General features: G+C 72.4%; 19 protein-coding genes. 9 read left to right on the forward strand and 10 right to left on the reverse strand.

Annotated elements, in window-relative coordinates:
* Nucleotides 1–133: 133 nt before the first annotated feature.
* Complete coding sequence (locus AB4880_RS01140) at nucleotides 134–538, forward strand: hypothetical protein (RefSeq protein ID WP_367917360.1); 405 nt, start codon at nucleotides 134–136, stop codon at nucleotides 536–538.
* Between the two features lie 4 nt (nucleotides 539–542).
* Here AB4880_RS01140 and AB4880_RS01145 read toward each other — a convergent pair whose 3' ends face one another.
* From AB4880_RS01145 to cysS, 5 genes are all read right to left on the reverse strand, one after another.
* Nucleotides 543–1,052 (reverse strand): LppU/SCO3897 family protein, encoded by a 510-nt coding sequence (locus AB4880_RS01145; RefSeq protein WP_367917361.1) that lies wholly within the window; start codon nucleotides 1,050–1,052, stop codon nucleotides 543–545.
* A gap of 83 nt (nucleotides 1,053–1,135) precedes the next feature.
* Entirely contained in the window at nucleotides 1,136–2,284 is a 1,149-nt protein-coding gene (locus AB4880_RS01150; protein ID WP_367917362.1) for an acyl-CoA dehydrogenase family protein, read from the reverse strand.
* A 53-nt stretch (nucleotides 2,285–2,337) separates the two neighbouring features.
* Nucleotides 2,338–3,846: a metallophosphoesterase gene (locus AB4880_RS01155; protein ID WP_367917363.1), complete on the reverse strand. Its 1,509-nt coding sequence runs from the start codon at nucleotides 3,844–3,846 to the stop codon at nucleotides 2,338–2,340.
* 2 nt (nucleotides 3,847–3,848) lie between these two features.
* Nucleotides 3,849–4,814, reverse strand: coding sequence for a 23S rRNA (guanosine(2251)-2'-O)-methyltransferase RlmB (gene rlmB / locus AB4880_RS01160; RefSeq protein ID WP_367917364.1), 966 nt, complete (start codon nucleotides 4,812–4,814; stop codon nucleotides 3,849–3,851).
* Between the two features lie 4 nt (nucleotides 4,815–4,818).
* A complete protein-coding gene (gene cysS, locus AB4880_RS01165) occupies nucleotides 4,819–6,237 on the reverse strand; it encodes a cysteine--tRNA ligase (RefSeq protein ID WP_367917365.1) in 1,419 nt (472 codons plus the stop codon).
* Between the two features lie 124 nt (nucleotides 6,238–6,361).
* On the opposite strand from cysS, the gene AB4880_RS01170 reads away from it, so the two are divergent.
* Nucleotides 6,362–7,633, forward strand: a complete 1,272-nt coding sequence (locus tag AB4880_RS01170) for a C39 family peptidase (protein ID WP_367917366.1) — start codon at nucleotides 6,362–6,364, stop codon at nucleotides 7,631–7,633.
* A 1-nt stretch (nucleotide 7,634) separates the two neighbouring features.
* Here the strand turns inward: AB4880_RS01170 and AB4880_RS01175 are convergent, their stop codons facing one another.
* Nucleotides 7,635–9,173 carry a molybdopterin-dependent oxidoreductase gene (locus AB4880_RS01175; RefSeq protein ID WP_367917367.1) on the reverse strand — a complete coding sequence of 513 codons (1,539 nt, stop codon included), beginning with the start codon at nucleotides 9,171–9,173 and terminating at the stop codon, nucleotides 7,635–7,637.
* Nucleotides 9,174–9,205: 32 nt separating this feature from the next.
* Here AB4880_RS01175 and ispF point away from each other — a divergent pair, with 32 nt between their 5' ends.
* The gene (gene ispF / locus AB4880_RS01180; protein WP_367917368.1) at nucleotides 9,206–9,697 is read left to right on the forward strand and encodes a 2-C-methyl-D-erythritol 2,4-cyclodiphosphate synthase; all 492 of its coding nucleotides are present in this window, start codon (nucleotides 9,206–9,208) and stop codon (nucleotides 9,695–9,697) included.
* A 12-nt stretch (nucleotides 9,698–9,709) separates the two neighbouring features.
* On the forward strand, nucleotides 9,710–10,666 hold the full coding sequence (locus AB4880_RS01185; protein ID WP_367917369.1) for an alpha/beta fold hydrolase: 957 nt from the start codon (nucleotides 9,710–9,712) through the stop codon (nucleotides 10,664–10,666).
* On the opposite strand, the gene nirD is transcribed toward AB4880_RS01185, so the two are convergent.
* Nucleotides 10,578–10,973, reverse strand: a complete 396-nt coding sequence (gene nirD / locus AB4880_RS01190) for a nitrite reductase small subunit NirD (protein ID WP_367917370.1) — start codon at nucleotides 10,971–10,973, stop codon at nucleotides 10,578–10,580. The genes AB4880_RS01185 and nirD overlap by 89 nt on opposite strands.
* An 85-nt stretch (nucleotides 10,974–11,058) precedes the next feature.
* Between nirD and AB4880_RS01195 the strand changes: the two genes are divergently transcribed.
* Nucleotides 11,059–11,766: an IspD/TarI family cytidylyltransferase gene (locus AB4880_RS01195; protein WP_367917371.1), complete on the forward strand. Its 708-nt coding sequence runs from the start codon at nucleotides 11,059–11,061 to the stop codon at nucleotides 11,764–11,766.
* A gap of 13 nt (nucleotides 11,767–11,779) precedes the next feature.
* On the opposite strand, the gene AB4880_RS01200 is transcribed toward AB4880_RS01195, so the two are convergent.
* Both AB4880_RS01200 and AB4880_RS01205 read right to left on the reverse strand, forming a co-directional pair.
* Nucleotides 11,780–12,376, reverse strand: coding sequence for a 2-C-methyl-D-erythritol 4-phosphate cytidylyltransferase (locus tag AB4880_RS01200; RefSeq protein ID WP_367917372.1), 597 nt, complete (start codon nucleotides 12,374–12,376; stop codon nucleotides 11,780–11,782).
* A 69-nt stretch (nucleotides 12,377–12,445) separates the two neighbouring features.
* Entirely contained in the window at nucleotides 12,446–12,931 is a 486-nt protein-coding gene (locus AB4880_RS01205; protein ID WP_028654642.1) for a CarD family transcriptional regulator, read from the reverse strand.
* A gap of 264 nt (nucleotides 12,932–13,195) precedes the next feature.
* On the opposite strand from AB4880_RS01205, the gene AB4880_RS01210 reads away from it, so the two are divergent.
* The 3 genes from AB4880_RS01210 (at nucleotide 13,196) to AB4880_RS01220 (ending at nucleotide 15,706) form a co-directional block, all read left to right on the forward strand.
* A complete protein-coding gene (locus tag AB4880_RS01210; protein WP_367917373.1) occupies nucleotides 13,196–14,266 on the forward strand; it encodes a UbiA family prenyltransferase in 1,071 nt (356 codons plus the stop codon).
* A gap of 74 nt (nucleotides 14,267–14,340) precedes the next feature.
* A complete protein-coding gene (locus AB4880_RS01215; protein WP_367917374.1) occupies nucleotides 14,341–14,949 on the forward strand; it encodes a copper chaperone PCu(A)C in 609 nt (202 codons plus the stop codon).
* A 10-nt stretch (nucleotides 14,950–14,959) separates the two neighbouring features.
* Entirely contained in the window at nucleotides 14,960–15,706 is a 747-nt protein-coding gene (locus tag AB4880_RS01220) for a phosphoglyceromutase (protein WP_367917375.1), read from the forward strand.
* Nucleotides 15,707–15,957: 251 nt separating this feature from the next.
* Here AB4880_RS01220 and AB4880_RS01225 read toward each other — a convergent pair whose 3' ends face one another.
* Nucleotides 15,958–16,512: a TetR/AcrR family transcriptional regulator gene (locus AB4880_RS01225; protein ID WP_367917376.1), complete on the reverse strand. Its 555-nt coding sequence runs from the start codon at nucleotides 16,510–16,512 to the stop codon at nucleotides 15,958–15,960.
* A gap of 116 nt (nucleotides 16,513–16,628) precedes the next feature.
* Between AB4880_RS01225 and AB4880_RS01230 the strand changes: the two genes are divergently transcribed.
* A complete protein-coding gene (locus AB4880_RS01230; RefSeq protein ID WP_367917377.1) occupies nucleotides 16,629–18,044 on the forward strand; it encodes an MFS transporter in 1,416 nt (471 codons plus the stop codon).
* Nucleotides 18,045–18,060 lie beyond the last annotated feature (16 nt).

An 18,060-nucleotide genomic window follows, 5' to 3' on the forward strand; every position in this document is an offset into this window, starting at 1 on the left:
CCCGGAGGTCTTCGTCATCGTCCAGCAGGCGCGCCGTACCTAACGTCCGTGGTCAGTACACCTAGAGCCCGGACGGCGGCAGACCCGCCTCGGGACCGGTCACGGAACGCCCCACCGGGCGTAGCGTCAGCACATGCAGCTCACCCAGGACACCCCGCGGCTGCACCCCGTACGGCGTCGCGCCGCCTGGCACTACGCCTGGTGGGCGGCGGTCGGCGCGTGCGCCGGGCTGGGCATGGTGTCCCTGCTGACGATCGGGATCTTCCTGCTCGCCGCCGCGATCCTCCTGGCCTACGTCGGCCTGCGGCTGGGCGCGCTGCGCGACGCCGTCCTGCTCGCCGCGGTGGCGGGTGCGGGCCTCCCACTGCTGTACGTCGCGTGGCTCAACCGCGAGGGTCCGGGCACCGTGTGCCACACCTCGGGGAGCACGACGTCCTGCACGGAGCTGTGGGCGCCGTGGCCGTGGGCCGTGGCCGGCGCCGGGATCGTGCTGGCGGCGGTGCTGCTGATCGTGCTGCTCAACCGCCGCCAGCACTGAGGCGTCACGCGTTCGGCAGGACGCAGACCAGCTCGTCGCGCAGCTTGTTCTCGACCGGCTGCGCCTTGCCGGCGCACTTGTCGGAGTTCTTGCCGACGGAGTCGACGACCACGACGTTCGTCTGGCCCTTGGTGGTGGCGCAGTCGACCTTCTTGGCCGGCGAGGTGGTGCCGCCGACGTCGAAGCAGTCGCCCTTGGCGGCGTTCAGCTTCAGGCACAGGTCGGCGACATTGCCGGAGTCCTTGGAGCCGAGCGAGATCGTGTAGTTGATCTCGGCGTCGTCGCACGAACCCTTGTTGTTGACGATCTTGTAGGTCGCCAGGGCGTCACCGCAGCCGATCTCCTCGTGGTCGGCGTTGAAGCTGGAGCCGGTCAGGTTGACGCACTCGCCGACCTTCGGGGCCTTCGCCTCCTCGATCTTCTCCGCGCCGATCCTCTTCACGAGGAAGATGCCGAGCGCCACGACGATCGCGATCGCGATGCTGCCGAGCTTGAGCAGGATGCTCTTTCCCATGGGTGGAGTCCCTTCCGAGTCGAGGGGCCCCGAGCACCCTCAGCGAATTCTCAGGAACACACCCTAGAGAAGCGTCACCAACCTCAGCGCAGGAGGTCCCGTCCGATCACCATCCGCTGGATCTGGTTGGTGCCCTCGAAGATCTGGGTGACCTTCGCGTCGCGCATCAGCCGCTCGACCGGATAGTCCTTCGTGTAGCCGTTGCCGCCGAACACCTGGACGGCGTCGGTGGCCACCCGCATCGCGGCGTCGGTGGCGGTGAGCTTGGCGATCGAGGCCTGCCGCGAGAACGGGCGGCCGGCGTCCTTGAGCCGGGCCGCGTGCAGGTACGCCGCCCGTGCGCGCTCGACGTCGGCGGCCATGTCGGCGAGCAGGAACTGCATGCCCTGGAACTCCCCGATCGTGCGCCCGAACTGCTCGCGCTCCTTGGCGTAGTCGACCGCGAACGCCAGCGCCGACTGGGCGATGCCGGTGGCGACGGCGGCGATGCCGAGGCGGCCGGCATCGAGGGCGGAGAGCGCGACCCGCATCCCGGCGCCCTCCTCGCCGACCAGGTGGCCGGCCGGGATCCGGGCGCCGTCGAAGAGCACCTGGGTGGTGACGTCGCAGTGCAGGCCCATCTTCTTCTCGGGCGCGCCGAACGTCATCCCCTCGGTGCCGTCGGGGACGATCAGCGCCGACAGGCCGCGCTTGGGGTCGTCGGAGGTGCGGGCGAAGAGGATGTAGTAGTCGGCGCACGAGCCGTTGGAGATCCACTGCTTGGTGCCCTTGACGACATAGTCGTCGCCGTCGCGCACGGCCGCCGTCCGGATGCCGCTCACGTCGGAGCCGGCCTGCGGCTCGGAGAGGCAGTAGGCGCCGAGCCAGTCGCCCGACAGCATCCGCGGCAGCCACGCGTCCTTGACCTCGGTCGAGGCGTTGGCGGCGACGACGGTCGCGGTCAGCGCGTGCACGCTCACGCCGACGCCGACGCTCGGCCACGCGGTGGCGATCTCCTCGACGACCTGCAGGTAGACCTCGTACGGCTGCTCACCGCCGCCGTACTCCTCGGCGAACGGCAGGCTGAGCAGGCCCGACTGCCCCAGCAGCCGGTAGGCCGCCTCGGGGAACTCCGCGCGCTCCTCCATCTCCGCCACCTGCGGCGCCAGCTCCTTCGTGGCGATCTCGCGGGCGAGGCCGAGCAGCTCCTCGGCCTCGTCGGTGGGCAGCAGGCGATCGACGGTCGTTCCCATGGCCGCAACCTAGTACGGCGGTCGGCGCGCGCCCTCCTCGGCGTGGTGACTGATCAGTAGGTCAGCGGCACCCACGCAGCGACCTCCCACTGCCCGTTGGTCTGCAGCAGGATCGACTGGATCCCGACCGGCCGCCCGGACTTGTAGGTGATCAGCGCGATGCTCGCCGGACGGCGCAGCTTGCCGCCCACCGCGATCGCGTAGGCCGCGCCGCCGGTCGTGCCGACGGTGTAGGTGTAGCCGATCTTGCCGTTGGCGCCGGTGATCGCGGTCGGCCCGCTCTGGACGTGGATGTGGCCGCCGATCACCAGGTCGACGCACCCCCGCTCGAGCGCGCCCTTCGCCATCGCCGCGTCGTGGACGAGGATCACGTTGGGCCGGTCGCCGGCCTTGTCGGCGGTGCAGGCCGCGTCGGAGAGCCGGTCGCCGACCTCGGCGAAGCTGAGGCCCTTCTCGTCCTTCCAGTTGCCGAGGCCGCTGGAGCGCGGGTCGTCGACGCCGAGCATCCGCGAGCCGTCGGGGCCGTCGATGACCTCGTCGTCGAAGTAGGTCCAGCCCAGGCTCTCCATCCGCGAACGCACGAAGCTGCCGTTGTCGTGGTTGCCGGCGACCGCCCAGCGGCCCTCGAAGTCGTGGAAGGCGGCCGAGACGGAGTCGAGCGAGAACGCCTCCCAGCGGCTGCCGGTCGAGGTGTCGTCGCCGGCGTCGAAGACGGTCGTGGCGCCGACCTTGTCGGCGATCGCGCGGGCGACCTTGTCCATGCCGATGTTGTCGTGGCGGTCGGAGACGAGGAGGGTGACCTTCTCGTCCTGCTCCGGCAGCCGCAGGCCCAGCATCGTCGCGGTCTCGGCGGCGCGCGAGTAGAACTCCAGACCCTGCTTGTAGCCGCTCACCACGCTCTCGATGAGCCGGTGCGACTCCTCGGTCGTGGCGTCCGACATCACCTCGACGCCACGGACCTCGGCGGGCAGCTCGACGTCCGGGCCCACGAACGACCGCAGCGACTGCCAGCGCTCGGCCGGCGCGTCGGGCTTCGCCCAGTCGATCGGCACGAGGATCGCGGCGGCCAGCACCACGACCACCCCTGCCGCGACGAAGCCGTCCCTTCCGCGCAGCCGCCGGTAGATCTCGCGACGGCGCTGCTTGCCCACGGCGGCCCAGGCCACCAGCGGCAGCGCGCCGAGGCCCGCGCCCTGCACCAGCGCGGCGACCGCCATCGACCCGATCGCCCGTCGTACGGCGGCGATCTGGCCCTCGGGCTGCGAGGCGATGGCCGCATAGCGGGTCATCAGCTCGTCGAGCGAGGTCGCGTCGGTCTTGCCCAGCACGACGTCGACGCCGAGTCGTGAGCCCGACGGCAGCCGGACGTCGGGCAGCACCGGGCCGGTGTGCACCACGACCCGTCCGGAGAAGTCCGGACTGACCGTCGCCCGGTGGCTGGCGATGTCGACCGTGCGCTCGCTGGAGACGAAGAGCGTCACCGCGATGGCGAGCGACATCACCACCCAGGCCGCGATGTAGCCGAGGATCTTGACCAGACGACGTCGTGGGATCGGCTGCACGGTCAGCGCCGGGCGCGCGCCTCCGCGACGGCGTACAGCGCGACCGAGGCCGCCACGCCCGCGTTGAGGGACTCCAGGACGCCGGCCATCGGGATCGACAGCAGCCGGTCGCAGTTCTCGGCCACCAGCCGCGAGAGACCGTCGCCCTCGGAGCCGACCACGATCACGAGCGGACCGCGGGCCAGGTCGTCGTCGGCCACCAGCTCGGGCAGCGTCAGGTCGCCGTCGGCGGCCAGGCCGACGACGAAGCAGCCGGCCTCCTGGTAGTCCTTGATCTGGCGGTTGAGGTTGACCGTCTGCGCGACGGGGCAGCGGGCCGCGGCGCCGGCGGACGTCTTCCACGCCGCCGCCGTCATCGAGGCCGCGCGGCGCTCGGGGATGACGACGCCGTGCGCGCCGAAGCCGGCCGCGCTGCGGACGATCGCGCCCAGGTTGCGGGGGTCGGTGATCGAGTCGAGCATCACGATGAGCGGCTTCTCGCCGGACTCCTCGGCCGCGTCGAGAAGGTCGTCGGGGTGGGCGTACTCGTAGGCCGGGATGCGGGCCGCGAGGCCCTGGTGCACCGCGCCGTCGGTGAGCCGGTCGAGCTCGCGGCGGCTGACCTCGAGCAGGCCGACGCCGTGCTCGGCAGCGAGGCGGAAGACCTCACGCAGCCGGTTGTCGCGCTCGGCGCCCTCGGCCACGTAGACCGACGTCACCGGCACCCGCTCGCGCAGCGCCTCGACCACCGGGTTGCGGCCGGCGATCCACTCGTCGCCTCCGGTACGACGACGCGGGCCGCCGCCCTTCTTGGCCTCGGCGCGCTTCTTGGCCTCGGCGATCTTGTGCGCCTTGTGGTACTCGCGGTCGGTCGCCTTGGGCGTCGGCCCCTTGCCGGCCAGGCCGCGCCGGACCTGTCCGCCGGAGCCGGCCTGCGGCCGCTTGCTCGACTTGCGGATCGCGCCCTTGCGGCTCGAATTTCCAGCCATGTGTTCAGCTCACCGTCCAGGTAGGTCCGTCAGGAGTGTCGGTCACTTCGATGCCGGCGGCCTTGATCCGGTCGCGGATCGCGTCGGCACGAGCCCAGTCCTTGTCCGTGCGCGCCTGGGTGCGCTCCTCGAGGAGGCCGGCGACGAGTGCGTCGACCGCCGCCGTCAGCCGCTCCTCGGCGCCGGAGCCCGAGCCGGTCGCGGCCCAGGCGGAGTCATAGGGGTCGACGCCGAGGATGTCGAGCATCCGGCGCACCGAGCCGGCGGTGTCGCGCAGCGCGGGTGACGGGCCCGCGGCCAGCAGCTTGTTGCCCTCGCGGACCACCTCGTGCAGCGCCGCGACCGCGGCGGGCGTGCCGAGGTCGTCGTCCATCGCGACCTCGAAGTCGGCGGCCGCGACGCCGTCGTCGGGCAGCTCGCCGAGGACGTCGGCGGCGCGCTTGAGGAAGCCCTCGATGCGCTGGTAGGCGGTCGCCGCCTCGTCGAGGGCCTCGAAGGAGAACTCCACGTGCGAGCGGTAGTGGGCGGCCACCATGTAGTAGCGCAGCTCGACGCCCCGCACCCGCTGCAGCACCGACGGGATGCTCAGCGTGTTGCCGAGCGACTTGCTCATCTTCTCGCCGGCGGTCGTGATCCACGCGTTGTGCATCCAGTACGACGCGAAGGCGCCGCCGGCCGCGCGCGACTGGGCCTGCTCGTTCTCGTGGTGCGGGAAGCGCAGGTCGACGCCGCCGCCGTGGATGTCGAAGGCGTCGCCGAGGTACTTGCCCGCCATCGCGGAGCACTCGATGTGCCAGCCCGGCCGGCCGCGGCCCCACGGGCTGGGCCAGGACGCGGTCTCCGGCTCGGACTCCTTGCGCCCCTTCCACAGCGCGAAGTCGCGCGGGTCGCGCTTACCGCGCGGATCGGCGTCGGCGGCGGGCTCCATGTCGTCGACGCCCTGGTGGGTCAGCTCGCCGTAGGGCGCCCAGGAGCGAACGTCGAAGTAGACGTCGCCGCTGCCGTCGGCGGCCGGGTAGGCGTGGCCGCGCTCGATCAGCCGCTCGATGAGCTCGACCATCTCGGGGATGTGCCCGGTGGCGGCCGGCTCGTAGGTCGGCGGCGCGACGTTGAGCGCGACATAGGCCCGGTCGAGCTCGATCTTCATCGCGTAGGCGAGGTTGTACCAGGGCCGGCCCTGCTCGGCGGACTTGGTCAGGATCTTGTCGTCGATGTCGGTGATATTGCGGATGAACGTCACCTCGAAGCCCCGGTGGCGCAGCCAGCGCTGGAGCACGTCGAAGTTGACCGCCGACCGGACGTGCCCGACGTGAGGCTCGCTCTGGACCGTGAGACCACAGACGTACAGACCGACCTTGCCCTCGCGGAGGGGCACGAAGTCACGCACTTCGCGGGTCGCGGTGTCGTACAGACGGATGGTCACCGGCTCAGTCTAGGGATCCGTCGCGGTCCCCCTCACGCACGGGGCTCCGCCCCCGTGGACCCCCGAAAGCACAGGACGTGAGCCGCCTGTTACGGAAGTGACGGATGTGACGTACCGTGAGGCAGTGCGCCGCTTCCCCATGCCCCTCGCCCTGGCCCTCGCCGGCACACTCGCCGCCGGCGCTGTCGCCGTCACCCTCGATCGCTCGCCCGAGCCACGTCACGAGAGCGTCACCGCCGCGACCGTCTCGGACCGCCGCATCGACCTCCACCAGTACGACGCCGCGGCCGACTGGCGCACCGGGAAGACGCGCGGCACGCGGGTCACCGCCGACGGCCAGCTCGCCTTCGACCGGGGCTACCGCGCCACCCGCCTCGCCGGCCGCACCTACGACGCGGCCCGCTGGACGGGGCCGTGGGGCACGCCCGGCTTCACGTTCACCGAGCTGATCGCGTCGTGGTCGGCGCGCACGCCGGGCTCCTCGTGGATCGAGCTGAAGGTCCGCGGCCGCACGGCGGCCGGGACGGCCACCTCCTGGGACACGCTCGCCCGCTGGGCGTCCGGCGACGCGGTGCTGATGCGGACGTCGGGCGGCGCGCAGGCCGACGACGGCACCACGCTGGCGACCGACACCTGGCGCTCGGCCGGCCTCACGGCGTACCAGCTGCGGGTCGAGATCCACCGCCAGCAGGGCAAGCGCTCGGTGCCGCGGCTCGACCTGGCGACCGTGATGACCTCGCAGCTGCCGGCCGCCGCCGGCCCGACGTCCGCCCCGGGCGTCGCGAAGGGCATCGAGCTCCCGGTCCCGCGCTACTCGCAGATGGCGCACATCGGCCACTACCCGCAGTGGGGCGGAGGCGGCGAGGCATGGTGCTCCCCCACCTCGACGTCGATGGTCCTCGGCTACTACGGCAGGCTCCCCGCGCCGAGCTCCTACTCCTGGGTGCCGCGCGGGCACACCGACCCGTGGGTCGACGCGGCCGCGCGGGCGACCTACGACCACGCCTACCGCGGCACCGGCAACTGGCCGTTCAACACCGCCTACGCCGCCCGGCAGGCCGGCAAGGCGTTCGTGACCCGGCTGCGCAGCCTGCGCGACGCCGAGGTGCTGGTGAAGGCCGGCATCCCGCCGATCGTCTCGGTCGCGTTCCGGCGCGGCCAGCTCACCGGCGCCCCGATCTCGGCGTCCAACGGCCACCTGCTCGTCATCGTCGGCTTCACCCGCGACGGCGCGGTGATCGCCAACGACCCGGCCGCACCCTCGAGCGCCACCGTGCGCCGGGTCTACGACCGCGCGCAGTTCGAGAAGCTCTGGCTGGAGGCGTCGGGCGGTATGGCGTATGTCGTCCACGACGCCGCGCACCCGCTGCCGAAGGGCTCCTCCGGCAGCTGGTAGGTCACGCCTTCGCGGTGATCGCGATGGTGTGCCAGCCGGTCGCGCCGTCGGGCACGACGTCGGCGATCGCGCCGGTCTGGACGTTGCCGTCCTTGTCGGTCGCGCGCACCCGCAGCCGATGGTCGCCCTCGGGCAGCGTCAGGCTGATCCGCCACTGCACCCAGGTGTCGACGCTCGGCACGTTGGCGAGGGTCGCGGGCTGCCACGGGCCGCCGTCGACCTGGACCTCGACCGCGGAGATGCCGGTGTGCTGCATCCACGCCGCGCCCGCGCAGACGACCTCGCCGGCCGGGACGTCGGCGCCGTCGTGGGGCACGTCGATCCGCGACGCGATCTTGACCGGGCCCTGCGCCGACCACCCCTTGTCGGTCCAGTACGCCGAGAACCGGTCGAACCTCGTGACCTCCATGTCGACGACCCACTTGCACGCCGACACGTAGCCGTAGAGCCCCGGGACGAGGGTGCGGACCGGGAAGCCGTGCTCGATCGGAAGCGGCTCGCCGTTCATCGCGACGGCGAGCATCGCGTTGCGCTCGTCGGTCAGGACGCGCAGCGGCGTCCCACACGTCCAGCCGTCGTCGGAGGTCTGCAGGACGGCGTCGGCGCCGGGCAGCGGGCCGGCCTCGGCGAGGATGGGCGCCAGCCGGACGCCGCTCCACCAGGCGTTGCCGACGAGCTTGCCGCCGACCTCGTTGGAGACGCAGTTGAGCGTGATCCAGTCCTCGGTGACCTCGCGCGAGACGAGGTCGTCGTAGGACAGGCGGAGCTCGCGCTCGACCATGCCGTGGATCCGCAGCTCCCAGTCGGCGGGCGCGATGGTCGGCTTGATGAAGGCCGTGTCGATCAAGTAGAAGTCGGAGCTCGGGGTCTGCCAAGGCGCGACGCCCTCGACGCCGACGGTGACGCCCTTGGGGACGGCGGGCGCGGTGACGCCCTCGATCCGCAGCAGCCGCCGGCTCTGCTCGGCCTTGCGGCGCGCGGCGCCCGCGGCCCGGCCGACCAGGCCGCCCGCGACGGCGATGCCCGCGGTGACCGCGGCGAGGGCGAGGAAGTTGCGCCGGGTGCGGGTCGGTTCGCCCGCCGGCTCGCCACCGGCCTCGACGAGCTCCCAGCGGCGCAGCCACTCGGCCAGGACCGCCAGCGTGACGATCCAGGCGAGCAGGCCGATCGCGATCGGGACGAAGTCGACGAACGCGGTGTTCGGCTCGGCGACCACGGCGACCACGCCGACCGCGGCCAGCACGACGTACCCGGTCACGGCCAGCCACCAGCGCTGCCGGGCGGCCCGGCCGAGCAGCGCGAAGACGACGGCCAGGATCACCAGGATCCCGCTGACGAGCGCCAGCTTGTCGTTGGTGTCGAACGTGTCGATCGCCCAGCGCGCCACCGGGCCGGGCGTCAGGGCGGTGACACCCTCGGCGACCGCGACGACCGGCGCCACGCGGACGCGCAGCACTGCGGCGGCGGCGTAGCTCAGCGCCAGCCCGACGGCACCCGCCAGCAGACCGGCGAGCGCCCACCAGAGACGGGAGGTCCTCACGCAACTGATTCTGTCTCAGGCATGATCGGCGCGTGAACACCACCGGCTTGCGCGTCGGCATCGGCTCCGACGTCCACCGCCTCGTCCCCCGTACGCCGGACGACCCGCCGCTCGCGCTCGGCGGGCTGACGTGGCCCGACGAGGACGTCCGGCTCGAGGGCCATTCGGACGCCGACGTCGCCGCCCATGCAGCCTGCGACGCCCTGCTCTCCGCGGCCGGCCTGGGCGACCTCGGCAGCAACTTCGGCACCGCCGAGCCGGCGTGGTCGGGCGCCAGCGGCGCGGCGCTGCTCGGCGAGACCCGGCGGCGGATCGAGGCGGCCGGCTTCTCGATCGTCAACGTCGCCGTCCAGGTGATCGGCAACCGGCCCAAGGTGGGGCCGCGCCGCGACGAGGCGCAGGCCGCGCTGTCCGGCGTCCTCGGCGCCCCGGTGTCGCTGTCGGCGACCACGACCGACGGGCTCGGGCTGACCGGTCGCGGCGAAGGCGTCGCCGCGGTGGCGACAGCGCTGCTCGCCGGCTGACATCCTGACGGCGTGTCCGAGCACACCGTGATCACCGAGGACGGCCTGCGCATCCACGTCACGACCCACGGCCGGCCCGACGCGGCCGTGACCGTGCTGCTGTCGCACTGCTGGACGGCCGACGAGGCCGACTGGCACTACCAGGTGACCGACCTGCTCGCCCGCTACGGACACGACATCCGGCTGATCACCTGGGACCACCGCGGGCACGGCCGCTCCGACCGCGCGCCGGAGTCGGCCTGCACCATCCCGCTGCTGGCCCGCGACCTCGGGCTGATCGTCGACACCTATGCGCCCGAGGGGCCGCTCGTCATCGCGGGGCACTCGGTCGGCGGGATGACGATCACCGCGATCCCCGAGGAGCGGCCCGACCTGATGCCGCGCATCGCCGGCGTCCTCTTCGTCAGCACCACCAGCGGCGAGCTGCACAAGGTCACCCTCGGCCTCCCGGCCGTCGCGGGCGCGCTGCTGCGCAACCGGCTGCCGTTCGTGCTGGCCAACCGGGCCCGGATGCTGAGCCTGAGCCGGCGCGAGAAGTCGCCGACGATCGAGCGGCAGGTCGCGCGGCGCTTCCTCTTCGGCCGGCCCGCACGGACCCGCGACGTCGGCCTGGTCGTCGACCAGCTCGTCCACACCAGCCCCGAGACGATGGCCGGCTTCTTCCGGGACATGATGGGCCACGACCGGGTCGGCAACCTGAGCGCCTTCGACGACATCCCGACCACCGTGCTCGTCGGCAGCCGCGACCTGCTCACGCCGCCCGAGCACGCCGCCAGGATCGCGCGCGGCATCCGCGGCGCCCGGCTCCTCGTGGCTCCGGACGCCGGGCACTACCTGCCGTTCGAGCGGCGCGAGCTGGTGAGCACCGAGCTCGCCGTCCTCATCGACCGGGTGCTCGACCGGCAGGCGCGTCCGAGCGGCGTCCGACCAGGACGACACCTTCGATCACCCGCACCGGGTACGTCGTGACCGCGACGTGTCGGTCGTCGAGGCAGCGGCCGGTGCGCAGGTCGAGCGCGTGCCGGTGCGCCGGCGAGCCCACGAACCAGACGTCGCCCCGGTGCCCCACGATCCACCGCGCGATGCCGCTACCCGCGTGCCGCGCCCACGGATCGTGGTTGACCAGCGCGTAGACCTCGTCGTCGGCGGTGCGGAAGAGCGCCACCGCCTGCCCGTGCACGAGCGCCGTCACGCCCCGGTCGACCTCGAGCTCGACCATCCGGCACACCGGCTGCCACTCCTCGACGGACCTGCGGCCCGCCCCGCGCCCTGCCATGTCCGCGAACCTAGGTCGACCCTGTTCTCGGCGAGGTTACGGCGCGTAACGGCCACGAAAACGATGCCGCACTAGGCTCGTGGCCGTGAGCTCACCCACCGCCGCCGTCGTCGTCCTCGCCGCGGGCAGCGGCAGCCGGGTGGGCGCCGACGTCAACAAGGTCCTGCTGCCCCTGCGGGGCGTGCCGGTGCTCGCCTGGTCGGTGCGCACCGCACTCGAGGTCCCGGGCGTCGACCCGGTGGTCGTCGTCCACCGGCCCGGCGAGCGCGCCGACGTCGGCACCGCGCTGCTGCCGGTGATCGGCGAGCGCGAGGTGCTGCTCGTCGAGGGCGGCGCGAAGCGGCAGGACTCCGAGCAGGCGGCGCTCGCCGTCCTCGCCGCCCGGATCGCCAACGGCAGCGTCGACGTGGTCGCGATCCACGACGGCGCCCGACCGCTGGCGAGTGCGGTGCTCTTCGCGGCGGCCATCGAGACCGCCCGCACCCACGGCGGCGCCGTCCCCGCCCACGAGCTGGCCGGCCTGCTCCCCCGCGACGGGACGGCGACCCCCGCCCCCGGCGGACCCGGCGCCCGGCTGGTCGGCGTCCAGACGCCCCAGGCGTTCCGCGCGCAGCCGCTGCTCGCGGCCTACCGCGCGGCCGCCGACGCGGGCTTCGACGGCACCGACACGGCGGCCGCCTTCGCGGAGTTCGCCCCCGACGGGCACGAGGTGCGCGCGGTGCCGTCCGGACCGGCCAACCTCAAGGTGACCTTCGCCGAGGACCTGCGGGTCGCGGAGCGACTGCTCCCCTAGCCTGAGGGCCGCCTCAGCGCGGGTCGGTGAGCGCCTCGAGCAGGGCCAGGTCGTCCGCGGACGCCACCCGGCGGGCCGTCGGCGGCGCCTCGACGAGGGCGACCCGGCCGTCGCCGTACCGCTCGCGGAGGGTGGTCACCAGCGCCACGAAGTCGGTCGACGGCAGCCGCCCGTCGCCGCCGAGCAGGTCGGCGACCACGCCGGCCGGCAGCACGACCGGCGAGCAGACGGCGACCAGGCTCTCGCGGTCGACGGTCGCGCCCAGGGTCTCGCCGTGCGCCTCCTTGACCGTGTCGGTCACCGGCCGGACGCCGACGACGATCCGGTCGGCCACCGCGGCCCGCTCCGCGCAGTGGCGCAGGAACTCCGGCGGCGTCATCGGGCACAGCGGGTCGTGGAGCAGCAGCGGCTGCTCGAGCTCGACGACGAGGTCCCAGGAGACGGTCTGGTCGAGCAGGTCGACCCCGGCCTCCCCGGCCGCCCAGGCGGCGGCCGCGACCAGGGACTCGCCGTGGATCAGGTGGAAGGGCAGGGCGCCACGGCCTTCCTCGACCACGATCCCGGAGACCGGGTCGGAAATGCCGACGACGTCATACGGATGCGGGTTCATCGGAACCCACCGTATGACGTCGTCGGGTTGGAGCAGAGACTGCCCTGAGTCAGGCAGACATGGTGAGCGTCAGGACGCGAGCACCTCGTCGAGGATGGTCTCGGCCTTGTCCTCGTTGGTGTTCTCGCAGAGCGCGAGCTCGGAGACCAGGATCTGGCGAGCCTTGGCGAGCATCCGCTTCTCGCCTGCCGACAGACCGCGGTCACGCTCGCGGCGCCACAGGTCGCGGACGACCTCGGCCACCTTCATGACGTCGCCACTGTGGAGCTTCTCGAGGTTCGCCTTGTAGCGCCTCGACCAGTTGGTCGGCTCCTCGACGTGCTCCGCGCGGAGCACTCCGAAGACCCGGTCCAGCCCGTCCTTGTCCACGACATCCCGAACACCCACGAGATCCAGGTTGTCGGCCGGCACGCGGACCACGAGGTCCTGCTGGGCAACAATCCGAAGCACGAGGTACTGCCGTTCCTGGCCCTTGATCGTCCGCATCTCGATGTTCTCGATGACCGCGGCCCCGTGATTGGGGTAGACGACCGTTTCGCCGACGGTGAAAGTCATATGAGCAAAACCCCTTCCTAGGGTGTCCTATCTTACCACGTCATCGAGGACTCTCCGAATGCGTTTGCGCAGGTCAGGGGCGCTATCCGTGGCTTGACAACTGCTCAGACCTATGCGTCGACCAGGACTTTGGTCCGTGAGGAGGATCACGCGTCGCGTCGGCGCGCCGCGCGCGACGGCCTTGGGCGGCCCTGCCGCGGCACGGATCGCCCGATCGGCGAGGTCCGGCAGCAGTCTCGGCGAACGTGGTCAATACTGCTCGCCATGGCGAAGACGCAGCGCTGGCGACGGGGCCGCTCTTCCGGGGAGGACACGATCGACGCGGCCGAGGCCGAGATCGGCGCCGAGCTCTCCCCGGAGGCGGACGACGTCGCTGCTCCCCCGGCTGTTGCCCCTGCGACGGATGAGGCCGACGAGGCTCCTGAGGTGACGGACGGCGTGAGCGACGAGACCCCTGAGGCCCCTGAGGCCGCCGAGGCCCCTGAGGCGAACGTCGACGACGAGCCCGAGGCGGCCGACGAGCCCGAGGACGCCGACGAGCTCGACGACCCGAACGACCGCTCGTACATCCCGCTGCCCCACGTTCCCGAGCGCACCGGCCTGACCGGCTGGCTCTTCGGCGGCAAGGCGCCGGCCGACACGCTGGTCGTCCAGCTGCTCCAGGCCGCGCACGCCAAGCAGGCGATCACCACCGCCCTCGCCATGGGTGTGCTCGCGGCCGTCACCGGGCGTCCGGCGCGCGAGGCGGGCGTCGTCCTCATCACCGTGCTGGTCGGCCAGACCATGCTCGGCTGGCACAACGACATCGTCGACCGCCAGCGCGACCAGGCGCACGGACTGACCGGCAAGCCGGTCGCGATGGGCCGGCTCGCGGTCGGGACGCTCTGGTACGCGATCGCGGTCGCCTTCCTGCTCGTCGTCCCGCTGTCGTGGACGACGGGCATCCGCGCCGGCTGCCTCTACCTGGCGTCGCTGGCGGTGGGCATGCTCGGCAACGTCGTGTTCCGCACCGGCTTCTTCTCCTGGTGGTCGTGGGCGGCGTCGTTCGCGCTGCTCCCGGCGTACCTCTCCTACGGCGGCTGGGGCGGCCAGGCCCAGGGCAGCCCGCCCGAGCCGGCGATCGTCGCGCTCGCCGCGGCGCTCGGCATCGGCATCCACTTCATGCGGGCCGTGTGGGGCCTGGTGGCCGACCACGAGGACGGCTGGACCTACCTGCCGCTGAAGCTCGGCATGAAGATCGGCGCCACCCGCCTGCTCGCGCTCTCGACCGTCTATGTGGCGGCCGTGGTGATCGCGCTGGTGGTCGTCGGTACCCAGGTCGGCCTCAGCCGCTAGCCGGGCGTCTCACCCCCGAGAGCGCCCGCTAGAGTGAGGCCGCTCGAACCGAACCGACCCGGAGGCCTGCCGACATGCCCCACCTGCGCCCGACCGCGATCGCCGGACTTCTGCTGCTGATTCCCGCAGCCGGCGCGCTCTCGTCCTGCGGCTTCCACTACCCGACCGACCGGGTCAACAACATCTCCGCGGGCGTCAACGACCGCGGCGGCGACATGGACGCGCTCGGCATCCGGGTCCTCGCCCGCGCCAAGGGCGAGGGCCAGCTCATCGGCGCGCTGTCCAACAGCACCACCGAGACCGCCTCGCTCGAGGCCATCAGCTCGTCGGCCTCGATCCAGGCCGGCAAGTTCAAGCCGGTCGAGGTCACCGGCCGCGGCACGGTCAACCTGGCCGACGGCTCCGACGTGACGCTGACCGGCGACTTCACCGCCGGCGACGTCATCCCGCTCGAGCTGAGCTTCAGCACCGGCCAGACGATCAGCCTGCAGGTGCCGGTCGTCAAGGACTGCTACCAGTACACCGCCGTCCCGACCCCGACGCCGCAGGGCGGCAAGAACAGCGCCAGCGCCGGCGCGAGCAGCGACGGCGCGGCGGCCGACGCCGGTGGCGCCGAGACCGACGGCGACGCGACGTTCAACTGCTCCGACCAGGCGCCCACGCCCGGCGCCGTCGAGCACTGAGGGCTCGGGCATGACATTCACCCTGGTCCTGCTCCGCCACGGCGAGAGCGAGTGGAACGCCAAGAACCTCTTCACCGGCTGGGTCGACGTGGCCCTGACCGAGAAGGGCCGCGGTGAGGCGGTCCGTGGCGGCGACCTCCTCAGGGAGGCCGGCATCCTGCCCGACGTCGTCCACACCTCGCTGCAGCGGCGCGCGATCAACACCGCCGCGCTCGCGCTCGACGCCGCCGACCGCCACTGGATCCCGGTCCGCCGGTCGTGGCGCCTCAACGAGCGTCACTACGGCGCGCTGCAGGGCAAGGACAAGAAGGCGATCAAGGACGAGTACGGCGAGGAGCAGTTCATGCTCTGGCGTCGCTCGTTCGACACCCCGCCGCCCCCGCTCGCCGACGACGACGAGTTCTCCCAGGTCGGCGACCCGCGCTACGCCGACCTCGGCGACGAGATGCCCCGCGCCGAGGCGCTCAAGCAGGTCATCGAGCGGCTGCTCCCCTATTGGGACGCCGGCATCGTGCCCGACCTGCGCGCCGGCCACACCGTCCTGGTCGCCGCCCACGGCAACAGCCTGCGCGCGATCGTGAAGCACCTCGACCAGATGAGCGACGCCGACATCGTGGGGCTCAACATCCCCACCGGCATGCCGCTGGTCTACGAGCTCGACGAGGACACCCTCGCCCCGACCGTCCCCGGCGGTCGCTACCTCGACCCGGAGGCCGCTGCCGCGGCCGCCGCGGCCGTGGCCAACCAGGGCCGCTGACCGACTCACCCGCTGGCTCCACCGCCCGCTCCCCCGCTCCGCGGGAGACTCGCCGCCGCCGACCGCGTCGTCGTCCGCGCGTCGGCCTTCGAGATCCGGCACGAGCCCGAGGAGGTGGCGCGCGACCTCATCGCGCTCGGCGTACGCCTGCGCGGGGAGCGGTCGTGTGCCTGAGAACCCGGATATCCGGGTTCTCAGGCACACGACTCCCCCACAGGGCCGGAGCGCAGGAGCCGCAAGGGCAGCAGAGATCAGCCCGCGAGGACGCCGTCGGCCACGACGACCAGCATCGAGCGGGCGGCCTCCGGCCCCAGCTCGCTGTTGTCGACCACCGCGGCGACGCCGCCGACCAGGCGACACAGCTGCATCGCGTCGACATGCCCGCGCAGCGCGCCCTCGCTCGACAGCGCGTCGACGACGCGCTGGTTGGCGTTGAGATAGGTGCGGCACTTGGCCGCGAAGGGCGAGTCGTCGTCGCCCATGGCGCTGGTGATCCGCCAGGCCGCGCCCTTGTGGCGGGTGAGGAAGTCGACGTAGGCCTCGAACCAGGCGAGCAGGCGGTCGCGGGCGTCGCCCTCGCCGGCGAGCGCCTTGTCGGCGGCGGCGTTGACGGTCTCGACCCAGGCCTGGATGGCGGCGTCGTAGAGCGCCTCCTTGGTGGGGAAGTGCCGGTAGAGAGTGCCGACGCCGACTCCGGCGGTCTTGGCGACCTCGTCCATCGACACCGCGTCGTAGCCCTTCTCGCGGAAGAGCTGGCGGGCGATGTCGGCGATCCGCTCACGGTTGCGTACGGCGTCGGCGCGCAATCGAGTTCACCTTTCCCCTTGCTAAACGGAGACACCCTCCGTATCGTGGAGGACTAACCGGAGTCATCCTCCGCTAAAGAGTACCTCGGTCTCCTCGGCCAGAACAGGACACACCCTTGTCTTCCACCACGCTCACTCCCGCGGCTCCCCGGGCGACCGCCCGGACGACGACCGCCGCCGGCATCTACATCGTGCTGCTGGCCCAGCTCATGCTGGTCCTCGACTCCGCCGTCATGAACGTCGGACTCCCCCACATCGCCACCGACCTCCACTTCGACGCCGCGTCGCTGTCGTGGGTCCTCAACGGCTACGCGCTCGCCTTCGGCGGCCTGCTGCTCCTCGGCGGGCGGCTCGGCGACGTCTTCGGCCGGCTCTCGGTCTTCTGGGCCGGGCTCGCCGTGTTCACCGTCTTCTCGCTGCTCGGCGGCCTCGCCACCGAGTCCTGGATGCTCATCGCCGCCCGCGCGCTCCAGGGCGTCGGCGCCGCGATCGCCGCGCCGTCCGTGCTCGCGCTGATCACCACGTCCGCCCGCGACGAGGCCGCCCGCAACCGGGCGCTCGCCCTCTTCACGGCCGTCTCGTCCGGCGGCGCCGCGCTCGGCATGCTGCTCGGCGGCGTCCTCACCGACCTGCTGTCGTGGCGCTGGACCCTCTTCATCAACGTCCCTATCGGCGTCGCCGTCCTGCTGACCGTCCGCCGTCACGTCGTCGACACCCCGCGCCGCCCCGGCCGGTTCGACATCGTCGGCGCGATCACCTCCACCGGCGCCGCCGCGACCCTCGTCTGGACCCTCATCAAGGCCCCCGAGTACGGCTGGGTCTCGGCCCACACCATCGTCGGCCTGGTCATCGCCGTCGCGCTCGCCGCCGCCCTGGTCGTCACCGAGTCCCGGCACAACCACCCGCTACTCCGCCTCGGCCTGCTCCGCAGCCGCACCCGTGTCGCCACGCTGCTCACCATGGCCGCGCTCTACGGCGGCATGATGGCGACCTTCTTCCTGATGGTGCAGTACTTCGAGGACGACCTCGGCTACGGCCCGCTGCAGACCGGATTCGCCTTCCTGCCGATCCCGCTCGCCGTGTTCACCATGTCGCGGATCACCCCGCGTCTGGTCGCCCGCTTCCGCCAGCCCCCGATCATCGTCGTCGGTACGGCGGGCGTGCTCGCCGGCTTCCTCTACCTCAACCAGATCGACGCGACGACCAGCTACTGGACCGGCGTCTTCCCCGCGCTGCTCGCGATGGGCCTGAGCATGGGCGGCAGCTTCATGCCGATCACCTCGCTCGCGCTGCAGGGCGTCGAGCCCGAGCACGCCGGGTCGGCGTCCGGCCTGCTGCAGACGATGCAGCAGCTCGGCGGCGCCGTCGGGCTCGCCGTGATCGCCTCGGTCTACGCCTCGCACGCGGTGCCCGGCGACTTCCTGACCGGCGCCCACGCCGGCTTCGACGCCGCGGCGGTGCTCGCGACGCTCGCGCTGATCAGCGCGGTGTCGCTGCTCGCCCGGATGCGCCGGGTCGCCGCTCCAGCCTGATCACCCCACGGACAGG

The sequence above is a fragment of the Nocardioides ginsengisoli genome, from assembly GCF_039537225.1.
GTDB classification, from domain to species: domain Bacteria; phylum Actinomycetota; class Actinomycetes; order Propionibacteriales; family Nocardioidaceae; genus Nocardioides; species Nocardioides ginsengisoli.

Bases quoted from the DNA above. Each gene is read 5' to 3' on its own strand.
- AB4880_RS01205 (WP_028654642.1), bottom strand. From the start codon at position 12,931: ATGACTTTCACCGTCGGCGAAACGGTCGTCTACCCCAATCACGGGGCC.
- AB4880_RS01200 (WP_367917372.1), bottom strand. From the start codon at position 12,376: ATGAACCCGCATCCGTATGACGTCGTCGGCATTTCCGACCCGGTCTCC.
- AB4880_RS01145 (WP_367917361.1), bottom strand. From the start codon at position 1,052: ATGGGAAAGAGCATCCTGCTCAAGCTCGGCAGCATCGCGATCGCGATC.
- nirD (WP_367917370.1), bottom strand. From the start codon at position 10,973: ATGGCAGGGCGCGGGGCGGGCCGCAGGTCCGTCGAGGAGTGGCAGCCG.
- AB4880_RS01150 (WP_367917362.1), bottom strand. From the start codon at position 2,284: ATGGGAACGACCGTCGATCGCCTGCTGCCCACCGACGAGGCCGAGGAG.
- AB4880_RS01210 (WP_367917373.1), top strand. From the start codon at position 13,196: ATGGCGAAGACGCAGCGCTGGCGACGGGGCCGCTCTTCCGGGGAGGAC.
- AB4880_RS01215 (WP_367917374.1), top strand. From the start codon at position 14,341: ATGCCCCACCTGCGCCCGACCGCGATCGCCGGACTTCTGCTGCTGATT.
- AB4880_RS01140 (WP_367917360.1), top strand. From the start codon at position 134: ATGCAGCTCACCCAGGACACCCCGCGGCTGCACCCCGTACGGCGTCGC.
- rlmB (WP_367917364.1), bottom strand. From the start codon at position 4,814: ATGGCTGGAAATTCGAGCCGCAAGGGCGCGATCCGCAAGTCGAGCAAG.
- AB4880_RS01220 (WP_367917375.1), top strand. From the start codon at position 14,960: ATGACATTCACCCTGGTCCTGCTCCGCCACGGCGAGAGCGAGTGGAAC.